The organism is Nonomuraea marmarensis (assembly GCF_043197025.1).
GTDB classification, from domain to species: domain Bacteria; phylum Actinomycetota; class Actinomycetes; order Streptosporangiales; family Streptosporangiaceae; genus Nonomuraea; species Nonomuraea marmarensis.
Window position 1 is genome coordinate 113,638 of record NZ_JBICRM010000024.1, and the last position, 23,458, is coordinate 137,095.

Annotated in this window: 24 protein-coding genes; 17 read left to right on the forward strand and 7 right to left on the reverse strand. The window is 69.1% G+C overall.

The genetic code is table 11. The annotated features are described in order from the left end of the window. Positions 1–26 precede the first annotated feature (26 nt). Positions 27–191, reverse strand: coding sequence for a hypothetical protein (locus ACFLIM_RS32600; protein ID WP_393172065.1), 165 nt, complete (start codon positions 189–191; stop codon positions 27–29). A 234-nt stretch (positions 192–425) separates the two neighbouring features. Here ACFLIM_RS32600 and ACFLIM_RS32605 point away from each other — a divergent pair, with 234 nt between their 5' ends. The 4 genes from ACFLIM_RS32605 (at position 426) to ACFLIM_RS32620 (ending at position 3,920) form a co-directional block, all read left to right on the forward strand. After that, complete coding sequence (locus ACFLIM_RS32605) at positions 426–1,079, forward strand: response regulator transcription factor (RefSeq protein ID WP_393172067.1); 654 nt, start codon at positions 426–428, stop codon at positions 1,077–1,079. A 106-nt stretch (positions 1,080–1,185) separates the two neighbouring features. After that, positions 1,186–2,454, forward strand: coding sequence for a sensor histidine kinase (locus tag ACFLIM_RS32610; protein ID WP_393172124.1), 1,269 nt, complete (start codon positions 1,186–1,188; stop codon positions 2,452–2,454). 322 nt (positions 2,455–2,776) lie between these two features. Further along, positions 2,777–3,076 (forward strand): DUF4193 domain-containing protein, encoded by a 300-nt coding sequence (locus ACFLIM_RS32615; protein WP_090929286.1) that lies wholly within the window; start codon positions 2,777–2,779, stop codon positions 3,074–3,076. 16 nt (positions 3,077–3,092) lie between these two features. Beyond that, a complete protein-coding gene (locus tag ACFLIM_RS32620) occupies positions 3,093–3,920 on the forward strand; it encodes a hypothetical protein (protein ID WP_393172070.1) in 828 nt (275 codons plus the stop codon). Here ACFLIM_RS32620 and ACFLIM_RS32625 read toward each other — a convergent pair. The 3 genes from ACFLIM_RS32625 to paaI are packed head-to-tail and all read right to left on the reverse strand — an operon-like array spanning position 3,917 to position 6,201. Then, positions 3,917–4,519, reverse strand: a complete 603-nt coding sequence (locus tag ACFLIM_RS32625; RefSeq protein ID WP_393172072.1) for a TetR/AcrR family transcriptional regulator — start codon at positions 4,517–4,519, stop codon at positions 3,917–3,919. The genes ACFLIM_RS32620 and ACFLIM_RS32625 overlap by 4 nt on opposite strands. Positions 4,520–4,523: 4 nt before the next feature. Beyond that, positions 4,524–5,819, reverse strand: a complete 1,296-nt coding sequence (gene paaK, locus ACFLIM_RS32630) for a phenylacetate--CoA ligase PaaK (RefSeq protein ID WP_393172074.1) — start codon at positions 5,817–5,819, stop codon at positions 4,524–4,526. A 13-nt stretch (positions 5,820–5,832) separates the two neighbouring features. After that, entirely contained in the window at positions 5,833–6,201 is a 369-nt protein-coding gene (gene paaI, locus ACFLIM_RS32635; RefSeq protein ID WP_393172126.1) for a hydroxyphenylacetyl-CoA thioesterase PaaI, read from the reverse strand. A gap of 99 nt (positions 6,202–6,300) precedes the next feature. Between paaI and paaN the strand changes: the two genes are divergently transcribed. The 4 genes from paaN to ACFLIM_RS32655 are packed head-to-tail and all read left to right on the forward strand — an operon-like array spanning position 6,301 to position 11,892. After that, positions 6,301–7,947 carry a phenylacetic acid degradation protein PaaN gene (gene paaN / locus ACFLIM_RS32640; RefSeq protein WP_393172076.1) on the forward strand — a complete coding sequence of 549 codons (1,647 nt, stop codon included), beginning with the start codon at positions 6,301–6,303 and terminating at the stop codon, positions 7,945–7,947. 11 nt (positions 7,948–7,958) lie between these two features. After that, positions 7,959–8,906 carry an MBL fold metallo-hydrolase gene (locus ACFLIM_RS32645; protein WP_393172078.1) on the forward strand — a complete coding sequence of 316 codons (948 nt, stop codon included), beginning with the start codon at positions 7,959–7,961 and terminating at the stop codon, positions 8,904–8,906. Next, positions 8,903–10,441 (forward strand): FAD-dependent monooxygenase, encoded by a 1,539-nt coding sequence (locus ACFLIM_RS32650; RefSeq protein ID WP_393172080.1) that lies wholly within the window; start codon positions 8,903–8,905, stop codon positions 10,439–10,441. The genes ACFLIM_RS32645 and ACFLIM_RS32650 overlap by 4 nt, the downstream gene beginning before the upstream one ends. A 17-nt stretch (positions 10,442–10,458) precedes the next feature. Then, entirely contained in the window at positions 10,459–11,892 is a 1,434-nt protein-coding gene (locus ACFLIM_RS32655) for an alpha,alpha-trehalose-phosphate synthase (UDP-forming) (protein ID WP_393172081.1), read from the forward strand. On the opposite strand, the gene ACFLIM_RS32660 is transcribed toward ACFLIM_RS32655, so the two are convergent. Then, positions 11,825–12,109: a DUF4235 domain-containing protein gene (locus tag ACFLIM_RS32660; protein ID WP_393172083.1), complete on the reverse strand. Its 285-nt coding sequence runs from the start codon at positions 12,107–12,109 to the stop codon at positions 11,825–11,827. The two genes, ACFLIM_RS32655 and ACFLIM_RS32660, sit on opposite strands and share 68 nt — an antisense overlap. A 108-nt stretch (positions 12,110–12,217) precedes the next feature. Here ACFLIM_RS32660 and valS point away from each other — a divergent pair, with 108 nt between their 5' ends. Beyond that, a complete protein-coding gene (gene valS / locus ACFLIM_RS32665; RefSeq protein ID WP_393172085.1) occupies positions 12,218–14,695 on the forward strand; it encodes a valine--tRNA ligase in 2,478 nt (825 codons plus the stop codon). A gap of 62 nt (positions 14,696–14,757) precedes the next feature. Here the strand turns inward: valS and ACFLIM_RS32670 are convergent, their stop codons facing one another. Then, the gene (locus ACFLIM_RS32670) at positions 14,758–15,276 is read right to left on the reverse strand and encodes an ArsR/SmtB family transcription factor (RefSeq protein WP_393172086.1); all 519 of its coding nucleotides are present in this window, start codon (positions 15,274–15,276) and stop codon (positions 14,758–14,760) included. A gap of 57 nt (positions 15,277–15,333) precedes the next feature. On the opposite strand from ACFLIM_RS32670, the gene ACFLIM_RS32675 reads away from it, so the two are divergent. After that, complete coding sequence (locus tag ACFLIM_RS32675; protein ID WP_393172088.1) at positions 15,334–16,572, forward strand: MFS transporter; 1,239 nt, start codon at positions 15,334–15,336, stop codon at positions 16,570–16,572. A 24-nt stretch (positions 16,573–16,596) separates the two neighbouring features. Here ACFLIM_RS32675 and ACFLIM_RS32680 read toward each other — a convergent pair whose 3' ends face one another. Continuing rightward, entirely contained in the window at positions 16,597–18,744 is a 2,148-nt protein-coding gene (locus ACFLIM_RS32680; RefSeq protein ID WP_393172090.1) for a DUF6351 family protein, read from the reverse strand. A gap of 159 nt (positions 18,745–18,903) precedes the next feature. On the opposite strand from ACFLIM_RS32680, the gene ACFLIM_RS32685 reads away from it, so the two are divergent. From ACFLIM_RS32685 to ACFLIM_RS32715, 7 genes are all read left to right on the forward strand, one after another. Further along, the gene (locus tag ACFLIM_RS32685) at positions 18,904–20,196 is read left to right on the forward strand and encodes an AI-2E family transporter (RefSeq protein ID WP_393172091.1); all 1,293 of its coding nucleotides are present in this window, start codon (positions 18,904–18,906) and stop codon (positions 20,194–20,196) included. Between the two features lie 92 nt (positions 20,197–20,288). Beyond that, a complete protein-coding gene (locus ACFLIM_RS32690) occupies positions 20,289–20,492 on the forward strand; it encodes a hypothetical protein (RefSeq protein ID WP_393172092.1) in 204 nt (67 codons plus the stop codon). Continuing rightward, positions 20,489–20,929 (forward strand): dUTP diphosphatase, encoded by a 441-nt coding sequence (dut, locus tag ACFLIM_RS32695; RefSeq protein WP_393172093.1) that lies wholly within the window; start codon positions 20,489–20,491, stop codon positions 20,927–20,929. The genes ACFLIM_RS32690 and dut overlap by 4 nt, the downstream gene beginning before the upstream one ends. Before the next feature lie 76 nt (positions 20,930–21,005). Next, the gene (locus ACFLIM_RS32700) at positions 21,006–21,644 is read left to right on the forward strand and encodes a DUF3710 domain-containing protein (RefSeq protein ID WP_393172095.1); all 639 of its coding nucleotides are present in this window, start codon (positions 21,006–21,008) and stop codon (positions 21,642–21,644) included. Between the two features lie 208 nt (positions 21,645–21,852). Continuing rightward, entirely contained in the window at positions 21,853–22,059 is a 207-nt protein-coding gene (locus tag ACFLIM_RS50380; protein ID WP_225289212.1) for an OB-fold nucleic acid binding domain-containing protein, read from the forward strand. A 2-nt stretch (positions 22,060–22,061) separates the two neighbouring features. Next, positions 22,062–22,733, forward strand: a complete 672-nt coding sequence (locus ACFLIM_RS32710) for a DUF3159 domain-containing protein (protein WP_393172097.1) — start codon at positions 22,062–22,064, stop codon at positions 22,731–22,733. Between the two features lie 243 nt (positions 22,734–22,976). Further along, entirely contained in the window at positions 22,977–23,411 is a 435-nt protein-coding gene (locus ACFLIM_RS32715; RefSeq protein WP_393172099.1) for a hypothetical protein, read from the forward strand. Positions 23,412–23,458 lie beyond the last annotated feature (47 nt).

Here is a 23,458-nt window from a genome sequence, read left to right on the forward strand (position 1 = left end):
AGCTGGGCTCCGGCCGTTTCGCGTGGTCAGCGGGGCAACGGTATGCCGTGATCGTCGGCCAGCCTGCGCAGGTCCTCGATCTCGGCGGTGAGTGTGTCGGCGAGGTAGTCGTCGCCGACGCTACGGGCCTCCCGCAAGCCCTTATAAGCCTGGTCGAGGCGTTGTTCGATCGTGGTCGTGAACTCGCCCATCTCACCTACTCTCTGGGGGTTCGTCTCATGCTTGGGGCGAAGCGTCCCCATTGCCAGTTGTTATCCGGGTAATGGGTGTCCCGCAGGCATACCCCACCTGGTCGGCACCCGAAACATGAATTTCTCGAGCTCCGCCTCACCAGGGGGTCACGCACCCCTGAACATGCCTTACCGTGCGCTTATCGAGGCTGTGGGCAGAATGAGTGACCAGAATCGGAGAGAGGTGTTCCAGGCGTGCGAGTGCTGGTGGTAGAGGATGAGCGGGTGCTCGCCGACGCGATCGCGACCGGCCTGCGCCGCGAGGCCATGGCGGTCGACGTCGCCTACGACGGCGGCGGCGCCCTCGAACGGACCTCCTACATCGACTACGACGTGATCGTGCTGGACCGCGACCTGCCCGTCGTGCACGGCGACGAGGTGTGCCGCCGGCTGGTGGAACAGCGGACCGCCTCGCGGATCCTGATGCTGACCGCCTCCGGCGACGTGGACGACAAGGTGGAGGGGCTCGGCCTGGGAGCCGACGACTACCTGGCCAAGCCGTTCGTGTTCATCGAGCTGGTGGCCAGGGTCCGCGCGCTGGGCCGCCGCTCGGCCCCCGCCCTGCCGCCCGTGCTGGAACGGGGCGGGATCCGGCTCGACCCGGGCAAGCGGCTGGTGGAGCGCGACGGCAGGGAGATCGTGCTGACCAAGAAGGAGTTCGCGGTCCTGGAGGAGCTGATGCGGGCCGAAGGCGCCGTGGTCAGCCAGGAGGACCTGCTGGACAAGGCCTGGGACGAGAACATCGACCCGTTCACGAACGTGGTCCGGGTGACCATGATGACGCTGCGTAAGAAGCTGGGCGAGCCTCAGGTGATCGAGACTGTGCCCGGGGTGGGGTACAAGCTGTGAACGAGCGTAGCGAGCGAACCATCAGACACAGCACCATTGTCACAAGGCCGACGGAGGAGGCCTTGTGACGGAAAGACCGGAGCGCGAGGTGGGGCCGACGCATCCGATGATCAGCCCGCACTCGGCCAGGAAAGCGACGCGCGTGCAGGAGGCGCCGCCGCCCAGCGGGCCGCCCGCCTGGGACGGCCCGCCGCCGCTGGGCCAGACGCCGGCCCAGCGCACGACGATGGAGCGGATGAAGGAGCTTCCGGGAAAGGTCAGCATCCGCTGGCGGCTCACGCTCACCTACGGGGCCATGGTGTTCGTGGCGGCGGCCGTGTTGCTGTTCTCCATGTACTACATCATCGGCAACTCGATCGTCACCGTCTGGCCCGAGCTGAGGACGCGGGGCGTCGACGCCATCGATGCGGCGATCATGCAGGCCCAGTGGGCCGACGCCAAGGAAGCGACGATCGTCAAGGCGCGGGACGTGCTCCTGCAGAACGCCTTCCTCGCGCTGCTGGGAGTGGGCATCCTGGCGCTCATCATCGGCTACATCGTGGCCGACCGGGCACTCAAACCGGTCGCGCAGATGACCGGGACGGCGCGCAAGCTGTCGGAGAGCACCCTGGCCCACCAGCGCATCGCCCTGGAGGGCCCCAACGACGAGCTGAAGGAGCTGGCCGACACGTTCGACGCCATGCTCACCCGGCTCAACGTCGCCTTCGACACCCAGCGCAGATTCGTGGCCAACGCCTCCCACGAATTGCGAACTCCTCTGACGATTAACCGGACGGTCCTGGAGATCGCCCTGTCGGATCCCGAGGCGTCCGAGGATCTCAAAGCACTTGGCCGCACCCTCCTCGAAGTCAACGCGCGTAACGAGAAGCTCATCGAGGGACTGCTGTTGCTCGCCAGGAGCGAACGCGAACTCGCGGTACGCAAACCGCTGGACGTTCGGGAAGTCGCTCAGACGGCCGTCGAACAGGTCACGCCGTTCGCCCAGGAACACGGGGTTATCCTAACGACCGAACTGGTCAGCGCGCCTACCATAGGCGACCCCGTGCTCTTGGAGCGCTCCGTGAGCAACCTGCTCGAGAACGCGGTGAAGTACAACATTCCCGAAAACGGAAAAGTTTGGATCAGGACGGGAATGGTAGACGGCGCCTTGGTTGTTCAGGTGGCCAACACGGGACAACACGTCCCGGCGTACGAGGTGAACAGCCTGTTCGAGCCGTTCAGGAGGCTGCACGCGGATCGCGTGGAATCGGCCAAGGGGGCGGGGCTGGGGCTGTCCATCGTCCGTGCGGTGGTGCAGGCGCATGGCGGAAATGTGGCCGCCGTGCCGCGTGATGGTGGAGGACTTGTCGTGACGATTCGGCTGCCGAGGCGCTGACCCGGCGTGTTGGTCCGGCGTGTTGATACGCGTGTCGAGGCACGTGTCGAGGCACGGAGGGCATCTCATTGGGGCCGCACATGTGGTTGGATGTGCCGTCGAACACGGTGGTGCATGACGCCAAGGCTGTGGGTTTCGCCATATTTGGCTAACCAATGCCGACGGCAGCAGGCCCTGACGTGTTGGGAGGTTCGTTGTCCGTTCCCGCGGGGTACCCATGGGAAATCTCCCCGACGGAACGGGCACAAGATGGGCCTCCCGGACGTTAGAAGACGCGCGACGAGCGCGAAGACATATAGATGAGGGGGATGGAGTAAGCACAATGGCTACCGACTACGACAGCCCGCGCAAGACAGACGACGACCTGGGGGAGGACAGCCTCCAGGAACTCCAGGCGCGGCGCACCGACAAGTCGTCGGGCAGCATCGACATCGACGAGACCGATCTTGCCGAGTCGCTGGAGCTGCCCGGTGCCGACCTGTCGAACGAAGAGCTGTCCCTGCGGGTGATCCCTCGTCAGGCCGACGAGTTCACCTGTTCACGCTGCTTCCTGGTGCATCACCGTAGCCAACTGGCCTCCGAGAGGAACGGCCAGCAGGTCTGCCGGGAGTGCGCCGCCTAGGACCCGGAGGCATCGCGTGGCCGTACCAGAGAAGGACCGTCAACCAGGCCGTGAGATCGCCGACCCCGACCGTGAGGTCGGCGAGCTCGTAGGCAGGCTCGCCACGCCTGGTGAGCTCGAGCCGGCCGAGCGGCGCAGGCTGCTCGGCCGTCTAGCTCAAGCCCTGTCCGCCGGGGCGAAGCGGGCACGGGCGAACGGCGCGGGCCGGGGGCGCTGGCTGGCGGACGTCTTCCTCAACATCGCGCCGCGCATCCCGATCAGAGATCTGCACACTCTTTCCGAGCACCATCATGGCCTGACCGGCGAGGAGCTCGCCGACGACCTGGTGCGCACCGCCCAGAAGGCCACGATGACGGTCGGCGCCATCGGCGGAGCGCTCGCGGCGGCCGAGTTCGCCGCACCACCTCTCCTGCTCTCCGCCCCCGCGCAGCTCGTGGCCGAGACCATCGTCGTCTCCGCCATCGAGGTCAAACTCCTGGCCGAGCTGCACGAGGTCTACGGCGTACGCGTCCAGGGCACCGGCACCCAGCGTGCCGTCGCCTTCACCGCGGCCTGGGCCAAGCAGCGCGGCATCGACCCACTCGCCCCCGCCTCCGTCTCGCTCGCGCTCGGTGCGGCCACGAAGACGGCTCTGCGCAACCGTCTCATGCGCACGCTCGGGCGCCACCTGACCACCCTCGGCCCGTTCCTGACCGGCGCGATCGCGGGCGGCGCGCTCAACAGGATGGCGACGAAGAAGCTCGGCCAGATCATCCGGGACGACCTGCGCGGCAAGCGGCCGCTGCCCGCCGGCCCACGCCAGGCGGAGGTCGATCCCCAGTCACGCGACGAGCTGAACCCCTAGTCCAGCGGCGCGGCGCGCAGGCCGTTGAAGGTCATCTTGAGCAGCGCGTCGGCCAGGTCCTCCGGCGAGGCGCCGCGCGCGGGCTGGTACCACTCGGCGATCGAGTTCACGGTCCCGAACAACAGCCGCGTCACCAGCGCGGGATCCACGTCCGGCCGGATGCTCCCGTCCGCCGCCGCATCCTTGACCAGGTGGCCGATGAACCCGTCGAACTCCCGCCGCCGCTCCAGCGCCGCCTGCTCGGTCACGCTGTTGCCGCGCACCCGCAGCAACAGCGTCACGTACGGCAGCCGGTCGATGAGGATCCGCACGCTCTGTCGTACGACCCACTCCAGGCGGTCGATCGCGGGACCCGAGGCGGCGCGCTCGTCGGCCACCATCGCGAACAGCCCGTCGAGCGCCCGGTCGAGCGCCCGCGCGAGCAGCTGCTCCTTGCCCGGCACGTGGTAGTAGATGGCCGACTTGGTCACGCCGAGCGCCCTGGCCAGGTCCTCCATGCTCGTCCCGTCGTAGCCGCGCTCGTTGAAGACGCCCACGGCGATCGACAACACGGACTCCGGGTCGTGCCCGCGTTTCCGGGTGGGGGTCGGGGTGGCCATGTCGTTAATTATCCCGCTTGTCGATGACTCGTTTGAGCTTGCCGACCGAGCGCTCCAGCGTCTCCGGGTCCACGACCTCGACCTCCACGCGTACGCCGACGGTGTCCCTGACCGCCCGGCGCAGCGTCGCGCCCGCCTCTGCCCGCCCGTCGAAGCCGGGGCGCGCCTCGACCCTGACGGTCATCACGTCGAGCCGTTCCGGGCGGGTCAGGTGCAGCTGGAAGTGCGGCGACAGGCCCGGCGTACGCAGGACGAGCTCCTCGATCTGGGTCGGGAACACGTTCACCCCACGCAAGACGATCATGTCGTCGGTGCGGCCGGTCACCTTCTCCATGCGCCGGAACGCGGGCCTGGCGGTGCCGGGCAGCAATCTGGTCAGGTCGCGCGTGCGGTAGCGGATGACCGGCATGGCCTCCTTGGTGAGGCTGGTGAAGACCAGCTCGCCCGCGTCCGCCGGCTCGCCGGTGAGGGGGTCGACCGTCTCCGGGTAGAAGTGGTCCTCCCAGACGTGCAGGCCGTCCTTGCTCTCCACGCACTCGTTCGCCACGCCGGGGCCCATGACCTCCGACAGGCCGTAGATGTCCACGGCGTGCAGGTCGAAGCGCTCCTCGATCTCCGTGCGCATGCGCTCGGTCCAGGGCTCGGCGCCGAAGATCCCGATCCGCAACGACGACGCCCGCGGGTCCAGCCCCTGCGACTCGAACTCGTCCAGCAGGGCCAGCATGTACGACGGCGTCACCATGACGATCCCGGGCCGGAAGTCCGTGATGAGCGCCACCTGGCGGGCGGTCATGCCGCCGGAGACCGGCACCACCGTGCAGCCCAGCCGCTCGGCCCCGTAGTGCGCGCCCAGACCGCCGGTGAACAGGCCGTAGCCGTAGGCCACGTGCACGATGTCCCCGGGCCGCCCGCCGCCCGCGCGGATCGAGCGGGCCATGACGTCCGCCCATACGTCCACGTCGTTGCTGGTGTAGCCCACCACGGTCGGCTTGCCCGTGGTGCCGCTGGAGGCGTGGATCCTGGCCACCCGCTCGCGGGGGACGGCGAACATGCCGAACGGGTAGTGGTCGCGCAGGTCCTGCTTGGTGGTGAAGGGGAAGCCGGCCAGGTCGCGCAGGTCCTTGCAGTCGCTCGGATGCACGCCCGCGCTATCGAATTTATCCCGATAAAACGGGACATGCTGATAGGCGTGGCTGAGTGTCCATTGCAGTCGTTCGAGCTGGAGTGCCATGAGCTCGTCACGGGACACCCGTTCGATCGGGTCGAGCTCCTCCGGCGCGGGGGGATCGCCGAGTCTCATTCGCCTGTCACCCTCATCTCAGTTCCCTGCTGCGGCCGCGGAACTCCGCGACCACCCGGCCGCCCGGCCCGCGTACGGTGATGTCGTAGATGCCGCTGCGGCCGTAGCGGGTCCGCTCGGCGGCCTCGGCCACCAGCACGTCGCCCTCGCGGGCGGGGGAGACGAACGTGATTTCCGCGCCCGCCGCCACCGTCACCGGGCCGTGGCTGTTGCACGCGCACGCGAACGCCGTGTCGGCCAGCAGGAACACGTATCCGCCGTGGCACAGGTCGTGCCCGTTGACCATCTGGCGGGTCACGGCCATGCGACACGCCGCCCGGCCCTCGCCCAGCTCAATCAACTCGATGCCCAGGGCCGCGGAGGCTGTGTCGGCGTCCATCATGCGACGCGCGCTCTCCAACGCAAGTCTCCCTTGTCAACTGACCGAATGTTCGGTAAACACTTCACCGTCTGGCCGATCCCTGTCAAGAGGGTGAACAACATGTTCGAACAACATCGCGTGACTCTGGAGAAAGCCCTTTCCGCGATCGCGTCGCGGGGATACTGGAGCGCCTATCCCGAGTCGCCGAGCCCGCGCGTCTATGGCGAGGGAGCGGCCGAGCGGGGCAAGCAGGCGTTCGAGTCCTACCTCGGCAAACCGTTCCCCCTCGATCAGGGCGGCACCGGGTCCTGGATCGGCGCCGAGCGGTCGCCGTACGGGATCGATCTCGGCGTCACCTACCCGGAGCCGATCGTGGAGGAGCTGGTCGGCGCGGCGAAGGCGGCGCTGCCGGCCTGGCGGGACGCCGGGCCCGAGACCCGCGCGCTGGCCTGCGTCGAGATCGTCAACCGGATCAACCAGCGCAGCTTCGAGCTGGCCGGCGCGGTGCAGCACACGACCGGCCAGGCGTTCGTGATGGCGTTCCAGGCGGGCGGGCCGCACGCGCAGGACCGCGCGCTGGAGGCCATCGCGTACGGCTACGCCGCCATGACCTCCTCGGCCGCCACCGCCCGCTGGGAGAAGCCGGCCAAGGGCGACCCGCTGGTCATGGACAAGCGCTTCACCGTCGTGCCCAGGGGCGTGGCGCTGGTGATCGGTTGCAACACGTTCCCTACCTGGAACGCGTACCCGGGGCTGTTCGCCTCGCTCGTCACCGGCAACCCGGTGATCGTCAAGCCGCACCCGCGCGCCATCCTGCCGCTCGCGATCACCGTCCAGATCGCCCGCCAGGTGCTGTCCGAGGCCGGCTTCGACCCGGCGCTGGTCTCGCTGGCCGTGGAGGAGGGCAGGGGCCTGGCCAAGGAGCTGGCCACCCATCCCGACATCCGCATCGTGGACTTCACCGGCTCCACCGAGTTCGGCGACTGGCTGGAGCGGAACGCTCCCCAGGCCCTGGTCAACACCGAGAAGGCCGGGGTCAACACGATCGTCGTCGACTCCACCGGCTCCTGGCGCGGCATGCTGGGCAACCTGGCGTTCTCGTTGTCGCTCTACAGCGGCCAGATGTGCACCGCGCCACAGAACATCCTGGTCCCCGCGAGCGGGATCGAGACCGACGAGGGGCACAAGAGCTTCGACGAGGTCGCCGCGGGGCTGGCCGGCGCGGTCGGCAGGCTGCTCGGCGACGACGCCCGCGCGGTCGAGCTGACCGGCGCCATCGTCAACCCCGACGTACTGGCGCGGGTGGAGGCCGCGCCCTCGCTCGGCGACGTGGTGCTGGAGTCGCGGCCGCTCAAGCACCCGTCGTTCCCGGACGCGGTGGTACGGACGCCGGTGATCGTGAAGGTCGATCCGGATAAATCCGATATTTACGGGCACGAGCACTTCGGGCCGATCTCGTTCGTCATCCCGACCGGCTCGACCGAGGAGAGCCTCGACGTGCTGCGGCGCACGATCAAGGCCCGCGGCGCGCTCACCGCCTCGGCCTACTCCACCTCCGACGACGTGCTCGACCAGGCCGAACACGCCGCCATCGACGCGGGCGTCAACCTGTCGTGCAACCTCACCGGCGGCGTCTTCGTCAACCAGTCGGCCGCGTTCAGCGACTATCACGGCTCCGGCGCCAACCCGGCCGCCACGGCCTCGCTGACCGACCCCGGCTACGTGGCGGGCCGCTTCCACGTGGTCCAGTCCAGACGTCCGGCATAGCAGGAGGGGTGATGGCCAAGCCGTTCGCCTCGTCGGCGGATCTCGGCGAGAAGCAGCAGTCGCTGGAGGTGCCGGCCGAGGGCGTCTACGCGCTCACGGCCGAAGGCGACCCGAACGTGGGCGCGATCGAGGGCGAGGACTTCCTCGTCTGCTTCGAGGCCCTGGCCACGCCGGTGGCCGCCCGCGCGTGGCTCGCCCGGCTGCGCGAGCACACCGACAAACCGATCAGGTACCTGGTGTTGTCGCACTACCACGCGGTCAGGGTGCTGGGCGCGTCGGCGTTCGGCGCGGACGTGATCGTGACGCACGAGAAGACCCGCGAGCTGATCGCCGAGCGCGGCGAGCAGGACTGGGCCAGCGAGTACGCCAGGATGCCCCGCCTGTTCAAGGAGCCCGCGTCGATTCCCGGGCTGACGTGGCCGACGGCGACGTTCAGCGACAGGTTCACCATCGACCTCGGCGGCGAGCGCGGTGACCTGGTCCTCGAACACTGCGGCCGCGGCCATACCGAGGGCGACCTGGTGGCCTGGCTGCCGCGGCGGCGGATCATGTTCGCCGGAGACCTGGTCGAGTCCCAGGCCGCCCTCTACACCGGCGACGCCTTCCACCGCGAATGGTCGTCGTCGACGCTCGACCGGGTGGCGTCGTTCGGCGCGGAGACGCTGGTCGGCGGCAGGGGAGCGGTGGCGCGGGGCAAGCGGGGCGTGGACGCGGCGATCGCCCAGACGCGCGAATTCCTCGCCGTGATGCTGCGCGAGGTCGGCGCGGCGGGCACGCTGAAGGAGGCGTTCGACCGCACGCACCGGGCCCTGGCACCGCAATACGGGTCCTGGCCGATCTTCGAGCACTGCCTGCCGTTCAACGTCTCCAGGCTCTGGGACGAGTTGCACGGCATCGAGCGGCCGCGCATCTGGACCGCCGAGCGCGACCGCGAGGTCTGGGACCAACTCCAATCATGAACACCCAGGCGCAGGTCATCGTGGTCGGCGCGGGCCCTGTCGGGCAGACCGCCGCGCTGCTGCTGGCCCGCTGGGGCATCCAGGTCCTGGTGCTCGACCAGCGTCCGGGGCGGGGGACCGTCGGGTCGAAGTCCATCTGCCAGCAGCGCGACGTGCTCGACATCTGGGCCGCCGCCGGTGCGGGAAAGGTGGCCGAGGAGGGCCTGGCCTGGACCACTGCCCGCACCTACTTCCGCGACCGCGAGCTGCTCTCCTGGTCGTTCGAGCGCGAGGGCCCGCTGCCGGCCTGCGTGAACATCTCCCAGACCCGCACCGAGCAGATCCTCGACGAGGCCATCGCCGCCCAGCCGCTCATCGAGGTCCGTTGGAACCACCAGGTCACCGGCCTCACCCAGGACGACTCGGGAACGATTGTCCACTGCGGCCAGCGGCTGCTGCGCGCGCCCTACGTGCTGGCCTGCGCCGGCGCCAGAGCCCAGCCGGTACGCCAGGCGCTCGGCGTCACGTTCGACGGGGAGACGTTCGACGACCAGTTCCTGATCTGCGACATCAAGGCCGACCTGCCCGGCTGGGAGAACGAGCGCCGCTTCTACTTCGACCCCGTGTGGAACCCCGGCCGGCAGGTGCTGATCCATCCCTGCCCGGGAGGCACGTTCAGGATCGACTGGCAGATCGCACCCGACTACATCCCAACAGATACCGATATTTCGCGAAAAATCCGGCAAATCATCGGAGATCGGTCGTACGAGCTGCTCTGGCGCACCACGTACCGCTTCCATTCGCGCATCGCCTCCCGCATGCGCGTCGGCCGGGTGCTGCTGGCGGGCGACTGCGCCCACCTGGTGGCTCCGTTCGGCGCGCGGGGGCTCAACTCCGGCGTGCCCGACGCCGAGAACGCTGCCTGGAAGCTGGCCTTCGCGCTCAACGGCTGGGCCGGGGACGACCTGCTGGAGACGTACCACATCGAGCGGCACGCGGCGGCCAGGGAGAACCTGGAGATCACCGCGGCCACCATGCGCTTCCTCGCGCCGCGGACCGTGGAGGAGCGGATGCGCCGGCGGGCGGTGCTGGAAGGGGGGGTGGTCGAGGAGGTGGACTCGGGCAGGTTCGCGGAGCCGTACTGGTATGTCGACTCGCCGCTCACCACGCCGGAGCCGGGACGGCCGTTCCGGGGTCGGCCGCCCAGGGGGGCGCTGTGCGTGCCCGCGCCGGGGGTGATCCTGCCCGACATGCGGGTTCCCGGGGGCCGGCTGCGCGAGCTCTGCCGTGATGGATTCCTCGTTCTGCTGGGCGATATGTGCGATTCGCGTTTGTTTGCGCAGGTCTTGGGCAAGGTCATTACGGTGCCGCTCGCCGTCCGCGGGCTCGCGGAGGTGGATGGGACTGGCTCGCTCGCTGAGAGGCTCGGCGCGGAGCCGGGTGAGGCATGGCTCATCAGGCCCGATTCCCATATCGCCGCGATCATCCCCCACGCGGGGCCGGAGTTGGTGGTGGACGCCGTGAGCCGCGCGCTTCGCGGTTCTGCTGATACTTGAGCCCTTAGGAGGACTGCGTGACTGGCCGTAGCTCGTTTCTGATCGTCGCGAACCGGTTGCCGGTGGACCGCACGATCGAGCCTGACGGAGCGGCCTCGTGGCGCAGGAGTCCTGGGGGGCTCGTCACCGCCATCGCGCCGGTGATGCAGCGCCGCCACGGCGCCTGGGCCGGCTGGCACGGAGCGCCCGACGAGCGGCTGGAGCCGTTCGAGCAGAACGGCATGAACCTCATCCCCGTCCCCCTGTCGGCCCGTGAGGTGGAGCTCTACTACGAGGGCTTCTCCAACGCCACGCTGTGGCCGCTCTACCACGACGTGGTGGCGCCGCCGGTCTACCACCGGCGGATGTGGGAGGCGTACCGGACCGTCAACGAGCGCTTCGCCAACGCCGCCGCCGCGGCCGCCGAGAAGGGCGCGGTCGTCTGGGTGCAGGACTACCAGCTGCAGCTCGTGCCCGCCATGCTGCGCCGGCTCCGGCCCGACCTGCGGATCGGGTTCTTCCTGCACATCCCGTTCCCGCCGACAGAGCTGTTCTGGCGGTTGCCGTGGCGCAAGGAACTGGTCGAGGGGCTGCTCGGGGCCGACCTGGTGGGCTTCCAGCTGCCCGGCGGCGCCTCGAACTTCCGGCGGTTGTGCCGGCGGCTGCTCGGGCTGCCGTACAAGGGGAACGAGATCTTCCTCGACGACCGGGTCGTGACGACGCAGGCGTTCCCGATCTCCGTGGACTTCGCGCACCTCGACTCGCTGGTGCGCGAGCCGCAGATCCAGGCGCGGGCCAAGGAGATCAGGGTGGAGCTGGGCGACCCCGAGCACGTGCTGCTCGGCGTCGACAGGCTCGACTACACCAAGGGCATCGGGCAGCGGCTGGAGGCGTTCGGCGAGCTGCTCAAGGACGGGCGGCTGGCGCCGAACGAGGCCGTATTCGTGCAGATCGCCACGCCGAGCAGGGAGCGGGTGGACGAGTATCGCCGGCTACGCGACGACATCGAGCTGCAGGTCGGCCGGATCAACGGCGAGCACGCCCAGCTCGGCTACCAGCCGGTGCAGTATTTCCACCAGTCCTACGACCACGACGAGCTGGCCGCGCTCTATCTCGCCGCCGACGTCATGGTCGTGACCCCGCTGCGCGACGGCATGAACCTGGTGGCCAAGGAGTACGTCTCCTGCCACCACGACCTGCACGGCGGGCTGGTGCTCAGCGAGTTCGCCGGGGCCGCCGACGAGCTGCGGCAGGCCTATCTGGTCAATCCGTACGACGTGGAGGACGTCAAGCGGCAGATGCTGGCGGCGATGCGGGCCACGCCGCACGAGCTGGCCCGGCGGATGCGCACCATGCGCCGCCGGGTGGCCACCTACGACGTGGACCGCTGGGCAAATGAGTTTCTCAATGCCCTGGAGTCACCTGCTTCACCGATTTCCACGCGTCGTAGCGCTTCTTGGCGGTCCGGTTGACCACGATCTGCGCCACGGACATGCCAACGCCCATGACCACGGCGTAGCCGATCGCCTCACCCATGCTGACTTCGGGCGAGTCGGTGTCGACCGGCGGCTCCTTGCCGGTCGCCTTCGTCCAGACGAATCCGAGGATCTTCCTCGCCGCCCAGGCGGTCACCAGACCCACCAGGCCCCCGATGACCCGCCAGGCGATATCGGGCTTGTCCTCCGCCATGCCGCTCTCCCTTCCCCTTTGTAACGAACACTAGTCTCTACCGCGTGCCGGGCCGGCGAAGCCGTACCATAAGGAGGCATGACTCAGCAGCGACTACGCCATGCATCCATGCCGGAAAAGCCGACCCTTGATGGCTTGGAGCAGGTATGGGTAGCTCGCTGGGAGGACGAGGGGACCTACCGCTTCGACCGGTCCAAGCCGCGCGAGCAGGTCTACTCCATCGACACGCCGCCGCCGACGGTGTCCGGCTCGTTGCACGTCGGTCACGTCTTCTCCTACACCCACACCGACATCATGGCCCGCTATCAGCGGATGATCGGCAAGTCGGTGTTCTACCCCATCGGCTGGGACGACAACGGCCTGCCCACCGAGCGGCGGGTGCAGAACGTCTACGGCGTGCGCTGCGATCCCTCGCTGCCCTACGACCCCGGCTTCGTTCCACCGGAGAAGCCGGGCAAACGCGAAATCTCCATCTCGCGGCGTAACTTCGTCGAGCTGTGCCACCGGCTGACCGCCCTCGACGAGCGGGCGTTCGAGGAGGTGTGGCGGCGGGTCGGCCTGTCGGTGGACTGGTCGCTGCTCTACACCACGATCGGCGACGTGTCGCGGGCGGTGTCGCAGCGGGCGTTCCTGCGCAACCTGGCGCGCGGTGAGGCCTACCTCGCCGAGGCTCCGACGCTCTGGGACGTCAGCTTCCGCACCGCCGTCGCCCAGGCCGAGCTGGAGGACCGGGAGTGGCCCGGCGCCTTCCACAAGATCTCGTTCTACGGCGAGAAGGGCCCGGTCTGGATCGAGACGACCAGGCCCGAGCTGATCCCGGCGTGCGTGGCGCTGGTCGCGCATCCCGACGACGAGCGCTACCAGGACCTGTTCGGCACGTCGGTGCTGACGCCGCTGTTCGGGGTCGAGGTGCCGGTGCTGGCGCACCGCCTGGCCGAGCCCGGCAAGGGCACGGGCATCGCGATGATCTGCACGTTCGGCGACATCACCGACGTCATCTGGTGGCGGGAGCTGCACCTGCCGACCCGGCCGATCATCGGCTGGGATGGGCGGCTGCTGCCCGAGCCGCCCGACGGCGTGGAGGAGGAGCCGTACAAGGAGCTGGCCGGCAAGACCGTGCACAGCGCCCGCGAGCGGATCGTGGAGCTGCTGCGCGAGTCCGGCGACCTCGACGGCGAGCCCCGGCCCGTCCAGCGCACGGTGAAGTTCTACGAGCGCGGCGACAAGCCGCTGGAGATCGTCACCACCCGCCAGTGGTACATCCGCAACGGCGGCCGCGATGAAGGGCTGCGCGAGCGGCTGCTGGCGCGCGGGCGCGAGCTGGCGTGGCACCCGCCGCACATGCGGGTGCGCTACGACAACTGGGTCGAGGGGCTCAACGGCGACTGGCTGATCTCGCGGCAGCGGTTCTTCGGCGTGCCGTTCCCGGTGTGGTATCCGATCGACGAGTCGGGGCAGCCCGTCCACGACGCGCCGATCGTCCCGTCCGAGGACCTGCTGCCGGTCGACCCGTCCTCCGACGTGCCGCCCGGCTACTCGGAGGACCAGCGCGGCGTGCCCGGCGGGTTCATGGCCGACCCCGACGTCATGGACACCTGGGCCACCTCGTCGCTGACGCCGCAGATCGCGGGCCGCTGGGAGACCGACGACGACCTGTTCCAGCGCGTCTACCCGGCCGACCTGCGCTCGCAGTCGCACGAGATCATCCGCACCTGGTTGTTCTCGACCGTGGTCAGGGCACACTACGAGTTCGGCGGGTCGCCGTGGAGCGACGTGGCGATCTCCGGGTGGATCCTCGACCCCGACCGCAAGAAGATGTCCAAGTCCAAGGGCAACGTGGTCACCCCGCTCGACCTGCTCGAACAACACGGCTCCGACGCCGTGCGCTACTGGGCGGCCAACGGGCGCTACGGCGTGGACACCGCGTTCGACGCCGGGCAGCTCAAGATCGGGCGGCGGCTCGCGATCAAGATCCTCAACGCGTCGAAGTTCGTGCTGGGGCTGGCCGAGAGCGACGGGGAGGTCACCGAGCCGCTCGACCTCGCGATGCTCGCGGCCCTGTCGGACGTCGTGCGCGAGGCGGGGGAGGCGTTCGGCGCCTACGACCACACCAGGGCGCTGGAGGCCGTGGAGCGCTTCTTCTGGGCGTTCTGCGACGACTACCTGGAGCTGGTCAAGGCTCGTGCGTACGAGTCCGGTCCGCTGGCCGCCTCCGCCCACGCCGCCCTGCGGCAGGCGCTCGACGTGCTGTTGCGGCTGTTCGCGCCGTTCCTGCCCTTCGTGACCGAAGAGGTGTGGTCATGGTGGCGCGAGGGGTCGGTCCACCGCGCGTCGTGGCCCTCGGTGCAGCGCGGGGCGGGGGATCCGGCGGTGCTGGCGGTGGCGTCCGAGCTGCTCGGGCAGGTGCGCAAGGCCAAGTCGGAGTCCAAGCTGTCGATGCGGGCCGAGGTGTCCAGGCTGATCGTCTCGGGGCCGGAGATCGAGCTCGTCCGGCAGGCGCAGGACGACATTTGCGCGGCCGGGCATGTGGAGGAGTTCGTTCTGCAGTACGGTGAGGCACTGAAGGTCGAGGTCTTCCTCGACTGACTGGTCTTCCCGGGCTGACGTCCGGACGCCGGGCACCCCCTTCGCGGGGTGCCCGGCGTTTTTCACTTGTCGCGGGTGACGTCGCGGTGCAGGGCCATGAACAGCGAATATGCCTCCCCGTCCGGTGGCGGCCGCCTGTCGCGGAAGTCGTCGAACACCTCCTGCAACCGCCGGCGCAGCTCGTCTCGCCCCTCGGCGGTGAGCCTGAGGCCGAGCCTGGTGAAGTCGGCCTCCTCGAGGTCGACGAGCCTGACCTCCTCCAGGAAGGCGTCGAGCATCGCCGTGCGGCCCCCGCTCACGCCGCTCTCGCGGACGTCCATCTCCCACGACTTGCCGGTGGCCCGGTAGGGGATCTCGGTGGAGCCGCGCGGGCCGGGACGGCTGGGCTCGGCGGCCAGGAAGCCGGTGTCGACCAGCTTGCGCACGTGGTGCAGCGTGGTCGCCGGGTTCGCGCCGAGGCGGCCGGCGATCTCCTTGTTGGTGAGCGCCTGGTCCAGGCAGAGTCGCAGGATGCGCAGCCGTACGGCGGAGGCCAGGGCGCGGGCCTCGGCCTCGGTGGCGGGGCGGCGTTTGGTGCCCATGGAACGCCACCCTATAGCCGATTGACTTTTCCCAATCGGTTATAGGACTCTCTTGGGGTGAGCCGATTCGGACTGCTGCGCGAGCACGACTTCCGCGGACTGTTCCTCGCCGACACCGCCAGCCAGGCGGGCACCCAGATCCTCATGCTGGCGCTGCCCCTGGTCGCGGTGACGGCGTTGCGAGCCTCGGAGTTCGAGGTAGGCCTGCTGGCCGCGTGCCAGACGCTGGCGTTCGTGATGATCGGGCTGCCTGCGGGCGCGATCGTGGACCGGTTACGCAAGCGCGCCGTGATGATCGTCAGTGACTGGGCGCGGGCTGCGGCGCTCGTGTCCGTGCCGCTGGCGTGGTGGCTGGACGTGTTGTCGATCTACCAGCTGTACGCGGTGGCGCTCGTGCTCGGCGTGTTCACCGTGTTCTTCGACGTCGCGTACCAGAGTTACCTGCCGCACCTGGTCGAGCGCGAGCGGCTCGTCGAAGGCAACTCGGCGCTGGAGGTCGTCCGCACGGTGGCGCAGCTCGGCGGCCCGAGCGCCGGCGGCTACCTGATCCAGTTCCTCAGCGCGCCCTTCGCGCTGGTCGCCACGGTGGCCGGGTTCGCCTGGTCGGCGCTGTGCCTGGGGACGATACGCAAGCGGGAGACGCTGTCCCGGGAGCGCCGGGCGCACCTGGGCAAGGAGATCGCCGAAGGCGTCAGGTTCGTGTTCGGGCAGCGGCTGCTGCGCCGGATCGCGGGCTGCACCGCCACCTCGAACCTCTTCGGGGCCATGGCCCAGCCGATGATCGTGCTGCTGCTGGCCAGGGAGCTGGGACTGGGCGCGGGCGCGATCGGGCTGCTCATGGCCGCGGGCGGGCTCGGCGGGGTCATCGGCGCGCTGCTCAACGCGCGGCTGTCCCGCCTTGTAGGGCAGGGGCCGACGATGTGGCTGGCCATCGCGGTGCCCGCGCCGCTGATGTTCATGTTGCCGTGGGTGGAGGCCGACTGGCGGCTGGGGTTGTTCGCGTTGTTCGAGTTCGTCGGCGGGGCTGGGGTGGTCGTCTACAACGTCACCCAGCTCAGCTTCCGGCAGTCGATCACGCCCGAGCCGCTGCTCGGCCGGATGAACGCCACCATGCGCTTCCTCGTCTGGGGGACCCTGCCGCTGGGCGGGCTGCTCGGGGGCGTGCTGGGCGAGGTGATCGGGGTTCGGAACACGCTGCTGGTCGCGGCGGGTGGCGCTTGCCTGGCGTTCCTGTGGGTGTTCACCTCGCCCATGCGTACGATGCGGGAGCTGCCGGTGCTGGAGGACAGCCGGTAGCCGCCTTCGGAGGCTCCTTCCGCGTCAGTAGTCGCAGACTCCCGTGGGGTAGATCTGCTTCAGCCTCGCCCGCTCCTCCTGAGTCGGCTTCCAGGCCCCGTACAGGCCCTTCGCGATGGCCCTGTCGACCGGCTGCAGCGGGCACTTGTACACGCCTCCCTCCAGCGGGCCGCCCGCCACGATGCGGGTGGTGGAGTACAGCGGGAAGCGTTGCGTGCAGGTGCCGGGGGCGCGGCGGTCGAGGATGCCGTCCCAGACGTGCGGGCCCGCGGCGATCTGCGTGCCGTCGGTGGTGAAGCAGCGGTCCACGGCTTGGGGCGGCTTGTTGGCTGTGACGCCGCGCGTCGGATATTTCCGGATATTGGCCATCCAGGCGTCGATCACCTGCAGCGCCTCGGGCGTCTGGTCGAACCTCGGCCCGCCGGGCCGGGCGTCCGTGAACCAGATGACCTGGTTGCCCGCCTGGCCGTCGTAGTCGAGCATGCGCTGCCTGGAGGCGAACGACTGGTGCGAGTTGTGCATGTCGAGCTGGTCCTCCAGGTAGTGGCGCCAGTCGATCACCGGGATGTCGATGTCGCCCCTGAACACCAGGCCGCTGCGCTGCACGTTCCTGATCGCGATCGGGTCTCCGGCGCGCCTGGGGGCCGGGTCGCCCAGGTCGGCGTTGCGGGCGCTCCACGGGTCGAAGTCGGCGGGACACGCGGACTGCACGAACGGGCAGCCCTCCTGGACCATGTCGGCCGACTCCTTCCACGAGCCCGCCTTGGCGTTGACGTCGAGGAACTCGGCCGGTGTGAGCACGCCGCCGGTGAGCGCCTTGAGGCCGTACTGGACGCCTACGTTGTCCCAGGTCGAGCGGGCGTACCCGTTCTGGTCCGTGCCGTAGATGTTGCGGAGGTCGTCCCAATGGGTCCACTGCACGGTGTCCTTGACGCCCGGCGGGTCCATGCGCTGCCATTCGGGGTCGTTGTTGGAGGTCCATAACGGGTTCATGGTCAGCGGGGTCAGGCCGCGCCAGCCGTTGACGCACTCGTCGGAGCCCGGTTTGCCGGTGTACGGGTTGGCCACGGTGTCGCTGGCGTTCATGCCGATCAGGGCCGTCCTGTCGTCCCATCGGGCCCAGCGGGGGTTGTGGTCCATGTAGCGTTCGAGCAGCTCGCAGTCGCCCACGTGGATGGTCTGGGTGACCATGTCCGGATAGGAATATTGCGGGATCGCGGCGTCGATCACCCGATCCCCGTAGTTCTGGCCGTAGATGTACTGCTGGATGGCGCCGCCCGAGCCGCCCACGCCCACCGTGTAGAGCGGGACTCCGTACTGCTCGATGAAGCGCTCCTTGACCATGAGGGCCGTCTCGCCGCCCAGGATCAGGTTGTAGTGGGTGGAGGTGCGGGTGCCCGACGAGTGCAGGATGGCGTAGCCCTTGCCCAGGCCGTACGGGTCCAGGGCGGCGCCGCCGAGCGTGCCCTGGTCGTGGCCGATCGCCACGCCGCCGTCGAACCGGTAGATCGCCCGGCCGTTCCAGCCGTTCTCGATCATGGCGATGGAGTAGAGGAAGCGGTTGATCACCCCGCGTTCCCTCTGGATCACGAAGTCGACCGTACGGCCGTCCAGCAGCGTGGTCGTGGCCATGTCGGCGGGGCGTTCGGCGGGCATGGGCTTGTACGTGCCGTCCGTCGATCTGTACAGCCGGTCCTTGACCGTCGGGGCGAAGCAGTCTCTGCTCCAGCCGCCGGTGACGCGCATGCCCTGGCCGTCCTGGTTGTCCACGGCGGGCGGGCCGAGGCCGCTGCGCTCGGTCTTGCACAGGAACGGGTACTGATGCGGGCCCGAGAAGACCGGGCCCCCGATCGGGTGGTTGCGGAGCTTCAGGGTCTGTCTGTGCGGCCAGGCCACGGCGGTGAGCGTGTTGTCCCCTTCGGCCAGGCCGGTGACCAGGCCCGTCAGCCCGTCCTCGGTTCGTTCGAAGTCGTTCGTGATGTCCTGGCCGTTGCGCAGGATCTTGGGGTCGGCGCCTTTGCGATGGCGGACCATGACGAGGGCGTCGCCGCCGGTGACCTGGTCGGGGCGGCTGGAGAGCACGTCCAGGGCGAGGTCGGCGCGGGAGGCGTACGCGGGGGCGGGGGAGCCGATGAGGGACGCGAGCACGATCAGGACCACCACAGCCTTCATGACCATGACGGTGACACGCGATCCACCCGTTGCACAGGCCCGATCTTCGGGTGGTGAGGCGGCCTCGGGGTAGTGTTCTCGGACCGCGAAGTGGCCTGTCACCAGGCACGATCGATTAACGGCGCGCATCCGCGGGCCGGACGTGCCAGTCTTGAAGACGTGCTACCCGACCGCCCAACCAAGCTCGTGCCGCCCGTGCTGGCCAAGATGGCCGCATGGTGCGTGTGCCTGATCCTCGTCGGCGTGGTCGTCTACTTCTTCGTCCAGATCATCGCCAGACTCACGTTCGTGGCGCTGCCCGTGGCGATCGCGTTGCTGCTGACCGCGCTGCTGTTCCCGCTGACCAAGAGCCTGCGCAACGCGGGCATGCGGCCCATCTACGCCACCTGGATCACCATGCTGGTGGCCCTGACCGTGCTGGCCGGCACGGGGTGGCTGGTGGGGGCGCGGGCCAGCGAGGAGTTCCCCAACCTGGTCCAGCAGGTGCAGGCGACCGCCAGATCCGTGCAAAACTGGCTGATCATCGGCCCGCTGCACCTCAAGGAAGCGCAGATCACGGGCTACGTCGACGAGATCGCCGCCATGGTCAACGCGCAACGCACGGCCATCACCGGCACCGTCCTGTCCGCGGGCGCGGTCGCCTTCGAGGTGCTGGCGTCCATCGTGCTCCTGCTGTTCGTGACGTTCTTCCTGCTCAAAGACGGCGACCGGATCTGGGCGTGGTTCCTGAGAGGGTTCGGCACGATCGCGCCGCGCGTGGACCGGGCCGGGCGGGCCGCGTGGGCCACGCTCTCCCACTACGTCCAGGGCACCGTCGCCGTGGCCGCGGTGCACGGGCTGGTCATGGGCATCGTGCTGGCCGGGATGGGGGTGCCGCTGTGGGCGCCGCTGGCCGTGCTGATCTTCTTCGCCAGCTTCATCCCCATCGTCGGCATCTTCTTCGCCGGCACCGTCGCCACCCTCGTCACGCTGGGCGCCAAGGGGCTCGTCTACGCGCTGATCTTCCTGGGGATCCTGATCGTGGAGCAGCAGCTGGAAAACCACGTGCTCCAGCCGCTGATCGTGGGGCGGGCGCTCAACTTCCATCCACTGGCGATCATCCTGGTGCTGGCCATCGGGGGCATACTGGCGGGGATCGCGGGGGCCGCGGTGGCCGTACCGGTGGCTGCGGTGATCTATCGGGCCTTGCCGGAGCTGAGACACAAACCACCTGCCCTGCCGCCACCGACCCAGGAAGAGATGTCCACCGACGGCCCACCACCCGGCGACGACGGTGGACCGCCTGGAGAGGGCGCCGGGCCTGGTGTCGACGACACCGGGGGACACGGGAAGGACGCCGGGCCGCATGTGCCCGGTGAGAACCCTGGGCACATTGGTGCCGGTGACGACGACCAGCTTTCCCTGGCGGGGAGAGCGAGGACTGAGGACAGTCGGCGGGCGGACACACAGTAGCCTCGTGACCTGTGACCGTTCCTCCCTCACGACCCCGTTGCTCGCGGCGCGTCCTGGCACGCCGCCGCCGGGGGCGGCCTCTCCCCGTTCCCGTGGGCACGACACACCACCTGTGCGCCTGGTGCAACGGCATCGCGCGCAGGAAGGCGTACCTTGAGGCTGAGGGACGCATCGGCGCCCCCTACGGACCGGTCGCCGTCCGCGCGGCAGTGCTGTTCATCGAGGTGAACATGGGACACTTCGCCAAGCACGGCGGCCCGGCCGCCACCGCCGCAGACTACGAGGTGACACCTTGAGCAAAGTAGAGGTCCTCATCCAGCGGCTCGATGCCGAGCTGCCGATGCCGTCCTACGCCCACCCGGGGGACGCGGGCGCCGACCTCTACGCGGCCGAGGACGTCGAGTTGCTGCCGGGAGAGCGGGCCGTCATCGGCACGGGAGTGGCGATCGCCCTGCCCGATGGTTACGCCGCGTTCGTGCACCCGCGATCGGGGCTGGCGGCCCGGCACGGCGTCACGCTGGTCAACGCCCCTGGCACGGTCGACGCCGGATACCGGGGTGAGATCAGGGTGACGCTGATCAACACCGATGCCAAGGAGCCGTTCCGCCTCCAGCGGGGCGACCGGGTGGCGCAGCTCGTGGTCCAGCGGGTCGAGCGCGCGGCCTTCTACGAGGTCGAACGCCTGCCGGGTTCGGTGCGGGGCGACAACGGGTTCGGATCGACGGGCCGCTGACCGGCGGTCCGGTGATCGAGTGAGCAATCGAGCAGGGCCACCACGGGCGGTCCTATGAGCAGGGAGAGTGAGGAACGTGTTCCGACGTCGTCGTCGTGAGCAGCCGGAGCAGGTGGTCGAGCAGGAGCCTGCCGCCCCCACGCGAGAGTCCGGCCCGTGGGACGCCGACGAGCCCCACCCCGAGACCGACAGGATCGACCTCGGCGGCCTGCGGTTGCCGCACAACCCTGACTTCGACGTACGGCTGGCCTCGGTAGGAGACCAGCACGTCGGCGTCGTTGTCATCTACGAGGAGAGCTCGCTGCAGCTCCAGGCGCTGGCCGCGCCGCGCAGCTCGGGCCTCTGGGACGAGGTCAAGACCAAGATCCGGGCGCAGGCGAAGGACCTGGCGGAGCGGGAAGGCCCGTTCGGCAGCGAGCTGAGCGGCGAGGTCAAGTCCGACGGCAACCCCAGACCGGCCAGGTACATTGGAATCGACGGCCCACGCTGGTTCCTGCTCGCGGTGATCTCCGGCCAGGGCGCGAACGACGAGACGGTCTCAGAGGCGTTCATCGACTTCGTGAAGGACGTCGTGGTCGTACGCGGCGACGAGCCGATGGCCCGTGAGGAGCCGATCCCGCTGCGGCGCCCCAACGAGCAAACAGGCGAGACGACGGACGAGGGGCCGGGTTTCAGCCCGTTCAAACGAGGACCTGAAATCAGTGAGATTCGCTGAGAGCTGATATCACATAGGCTGATTCATCATGAGTACGGCAGAGCCTCCGAAACGCGGAGGATTGCGCGGGTTCTTCAGTCGGCTGGCATCACCCCAGTCCGAAATCGAGGCCCAGGAGCTACGAGAAGACGCCGATGAGGTCGGCGCGACGCCGATCGCGTCGTGTGGCGGCCGACGGCGCTTCTGCGTAGCAGGTACGCTACGTACGGTGACACTGCGTCCAAGGGGCGGTGCCCCCGCTCTTGAGGCCGAGCTCTACGACGGGTCCGACGTGATCGACCTGGTCTGGCTCGGCCGCCGCAAGATCGCGGGCATCGAGCCCGGCCGCACGGTCAAGGCCGAGGGCCTGGTCAGCATGCAGGACGGGCGCAAGGTGATGTTCAATCCACGCTACGAGCTGCGCCCAGGGAGCTGACAGTGAGTGCTGAGGCGGAAGAGGTCGCCCACGACACCGTTGAGGCGGCGGTGCGAGCCCAGCTCACCAAGGCCTTCGGCGGTGTGCGCGGCATCATCGAGGCGGCGGTGCCGACGATCGCGTTCACGCTGTCCTGGATCTTCACCGAAGATCTGAAGACGTCGCTGATCGTCAGCATCACGCTGGCGGTCCTGCTGCTGGTGGTCAGGATCGTGCAGCGGTCCACGCCGCAGTTCGTGATCAACAGCTTGATCGGCATCGCGATCGGCGCGTTCTTCGCCAGCCGCAGCGGTGATGCGAAGGACTACTTCCTGCCCGGCATCCTGTGGAACGCCGGATACATGGTGGCGATGTTGCTGTCCATCGTCACCCGGTGGCCGGTCGTCGGCTTCCTGATCGGCTCGGTCACCGGCGACCCGACCGCCTGGCACAAGGACCCGGGCATCGTGAAGCTGTGCACGCGGCTGACCTGGCTGCTCATGCTGCCGTGCGCGGTGCGGGTGGCCGTCCAGGGGCCCGTCTACCTGTTCGGGGGCGGGGATCAGGCTGTCGCCGCGCTCGGGGTCGCCAAGATTGCGATGGGCTGGCCGCTCCAGGTGGCCGCCCTGGGCGCGATGCTCTGGCTCCTCGGCCGCGGCCGCACCCCGATCAAACCCCCGGTCGCCCCGGCCTGAACCTCGCCGCTCCTCAGGTAGCCGTATGTGGCCGCTCGGCGTCATGGCGGGACGGATCCGATTCCGGGCACCACATCCACCGGCATCAGCCCGACCTGGTGCTGCCGGTGATCCTCGACCGGGTCCAGCGCGCCCGCTCGACGGGGTAAAGATCTCCGGATCAAACCCTTAGGAACTTGATCCACTCCCCCGGGTACGAAGGCTGGCGAACGAGCACTTCACACCACATCGGGGGGATCACCCATGTACAGACGCACCATCACCGCCGTAACCACCACCACCGCCGCCCTGCTCCTGGCAGCCGGACCCGCGCTGGCCGACGACGACCTCAGCGGCCCGTTGGACGCCGTATGCGCGCAGGGCCCGAGCTTCCTGGAAATGTTCGTTCCCATGATGGCCCAGGAGAGGACGGCCACCTGCGCCGACACCAACGACACGAGCAGGGCCTACCTGGGTGAGGAGGGCGTGAACGAGTTCGAGCATGCTCCGGGGATCCCAGTCGTGCCCGGTGGGGAGGGCGTGAAGGAGTTCGAGCATGCTCCGGGGATCCCAGTCGTGCCCGACGGGGAGGGCGTGAAGGAGCTCGAGAATGCTCCGGGGACCCCAGTCGTGCCCGACGGGGAGGGCGTGAACGAGTTCGAGCGCGCTCCGGGTAACCCAGTCGCTCCAGGCAAGTAGTTGACGGGCGTTCAAGGCGGCGGCACTCCCGCCGCCTTCCGCCCAAC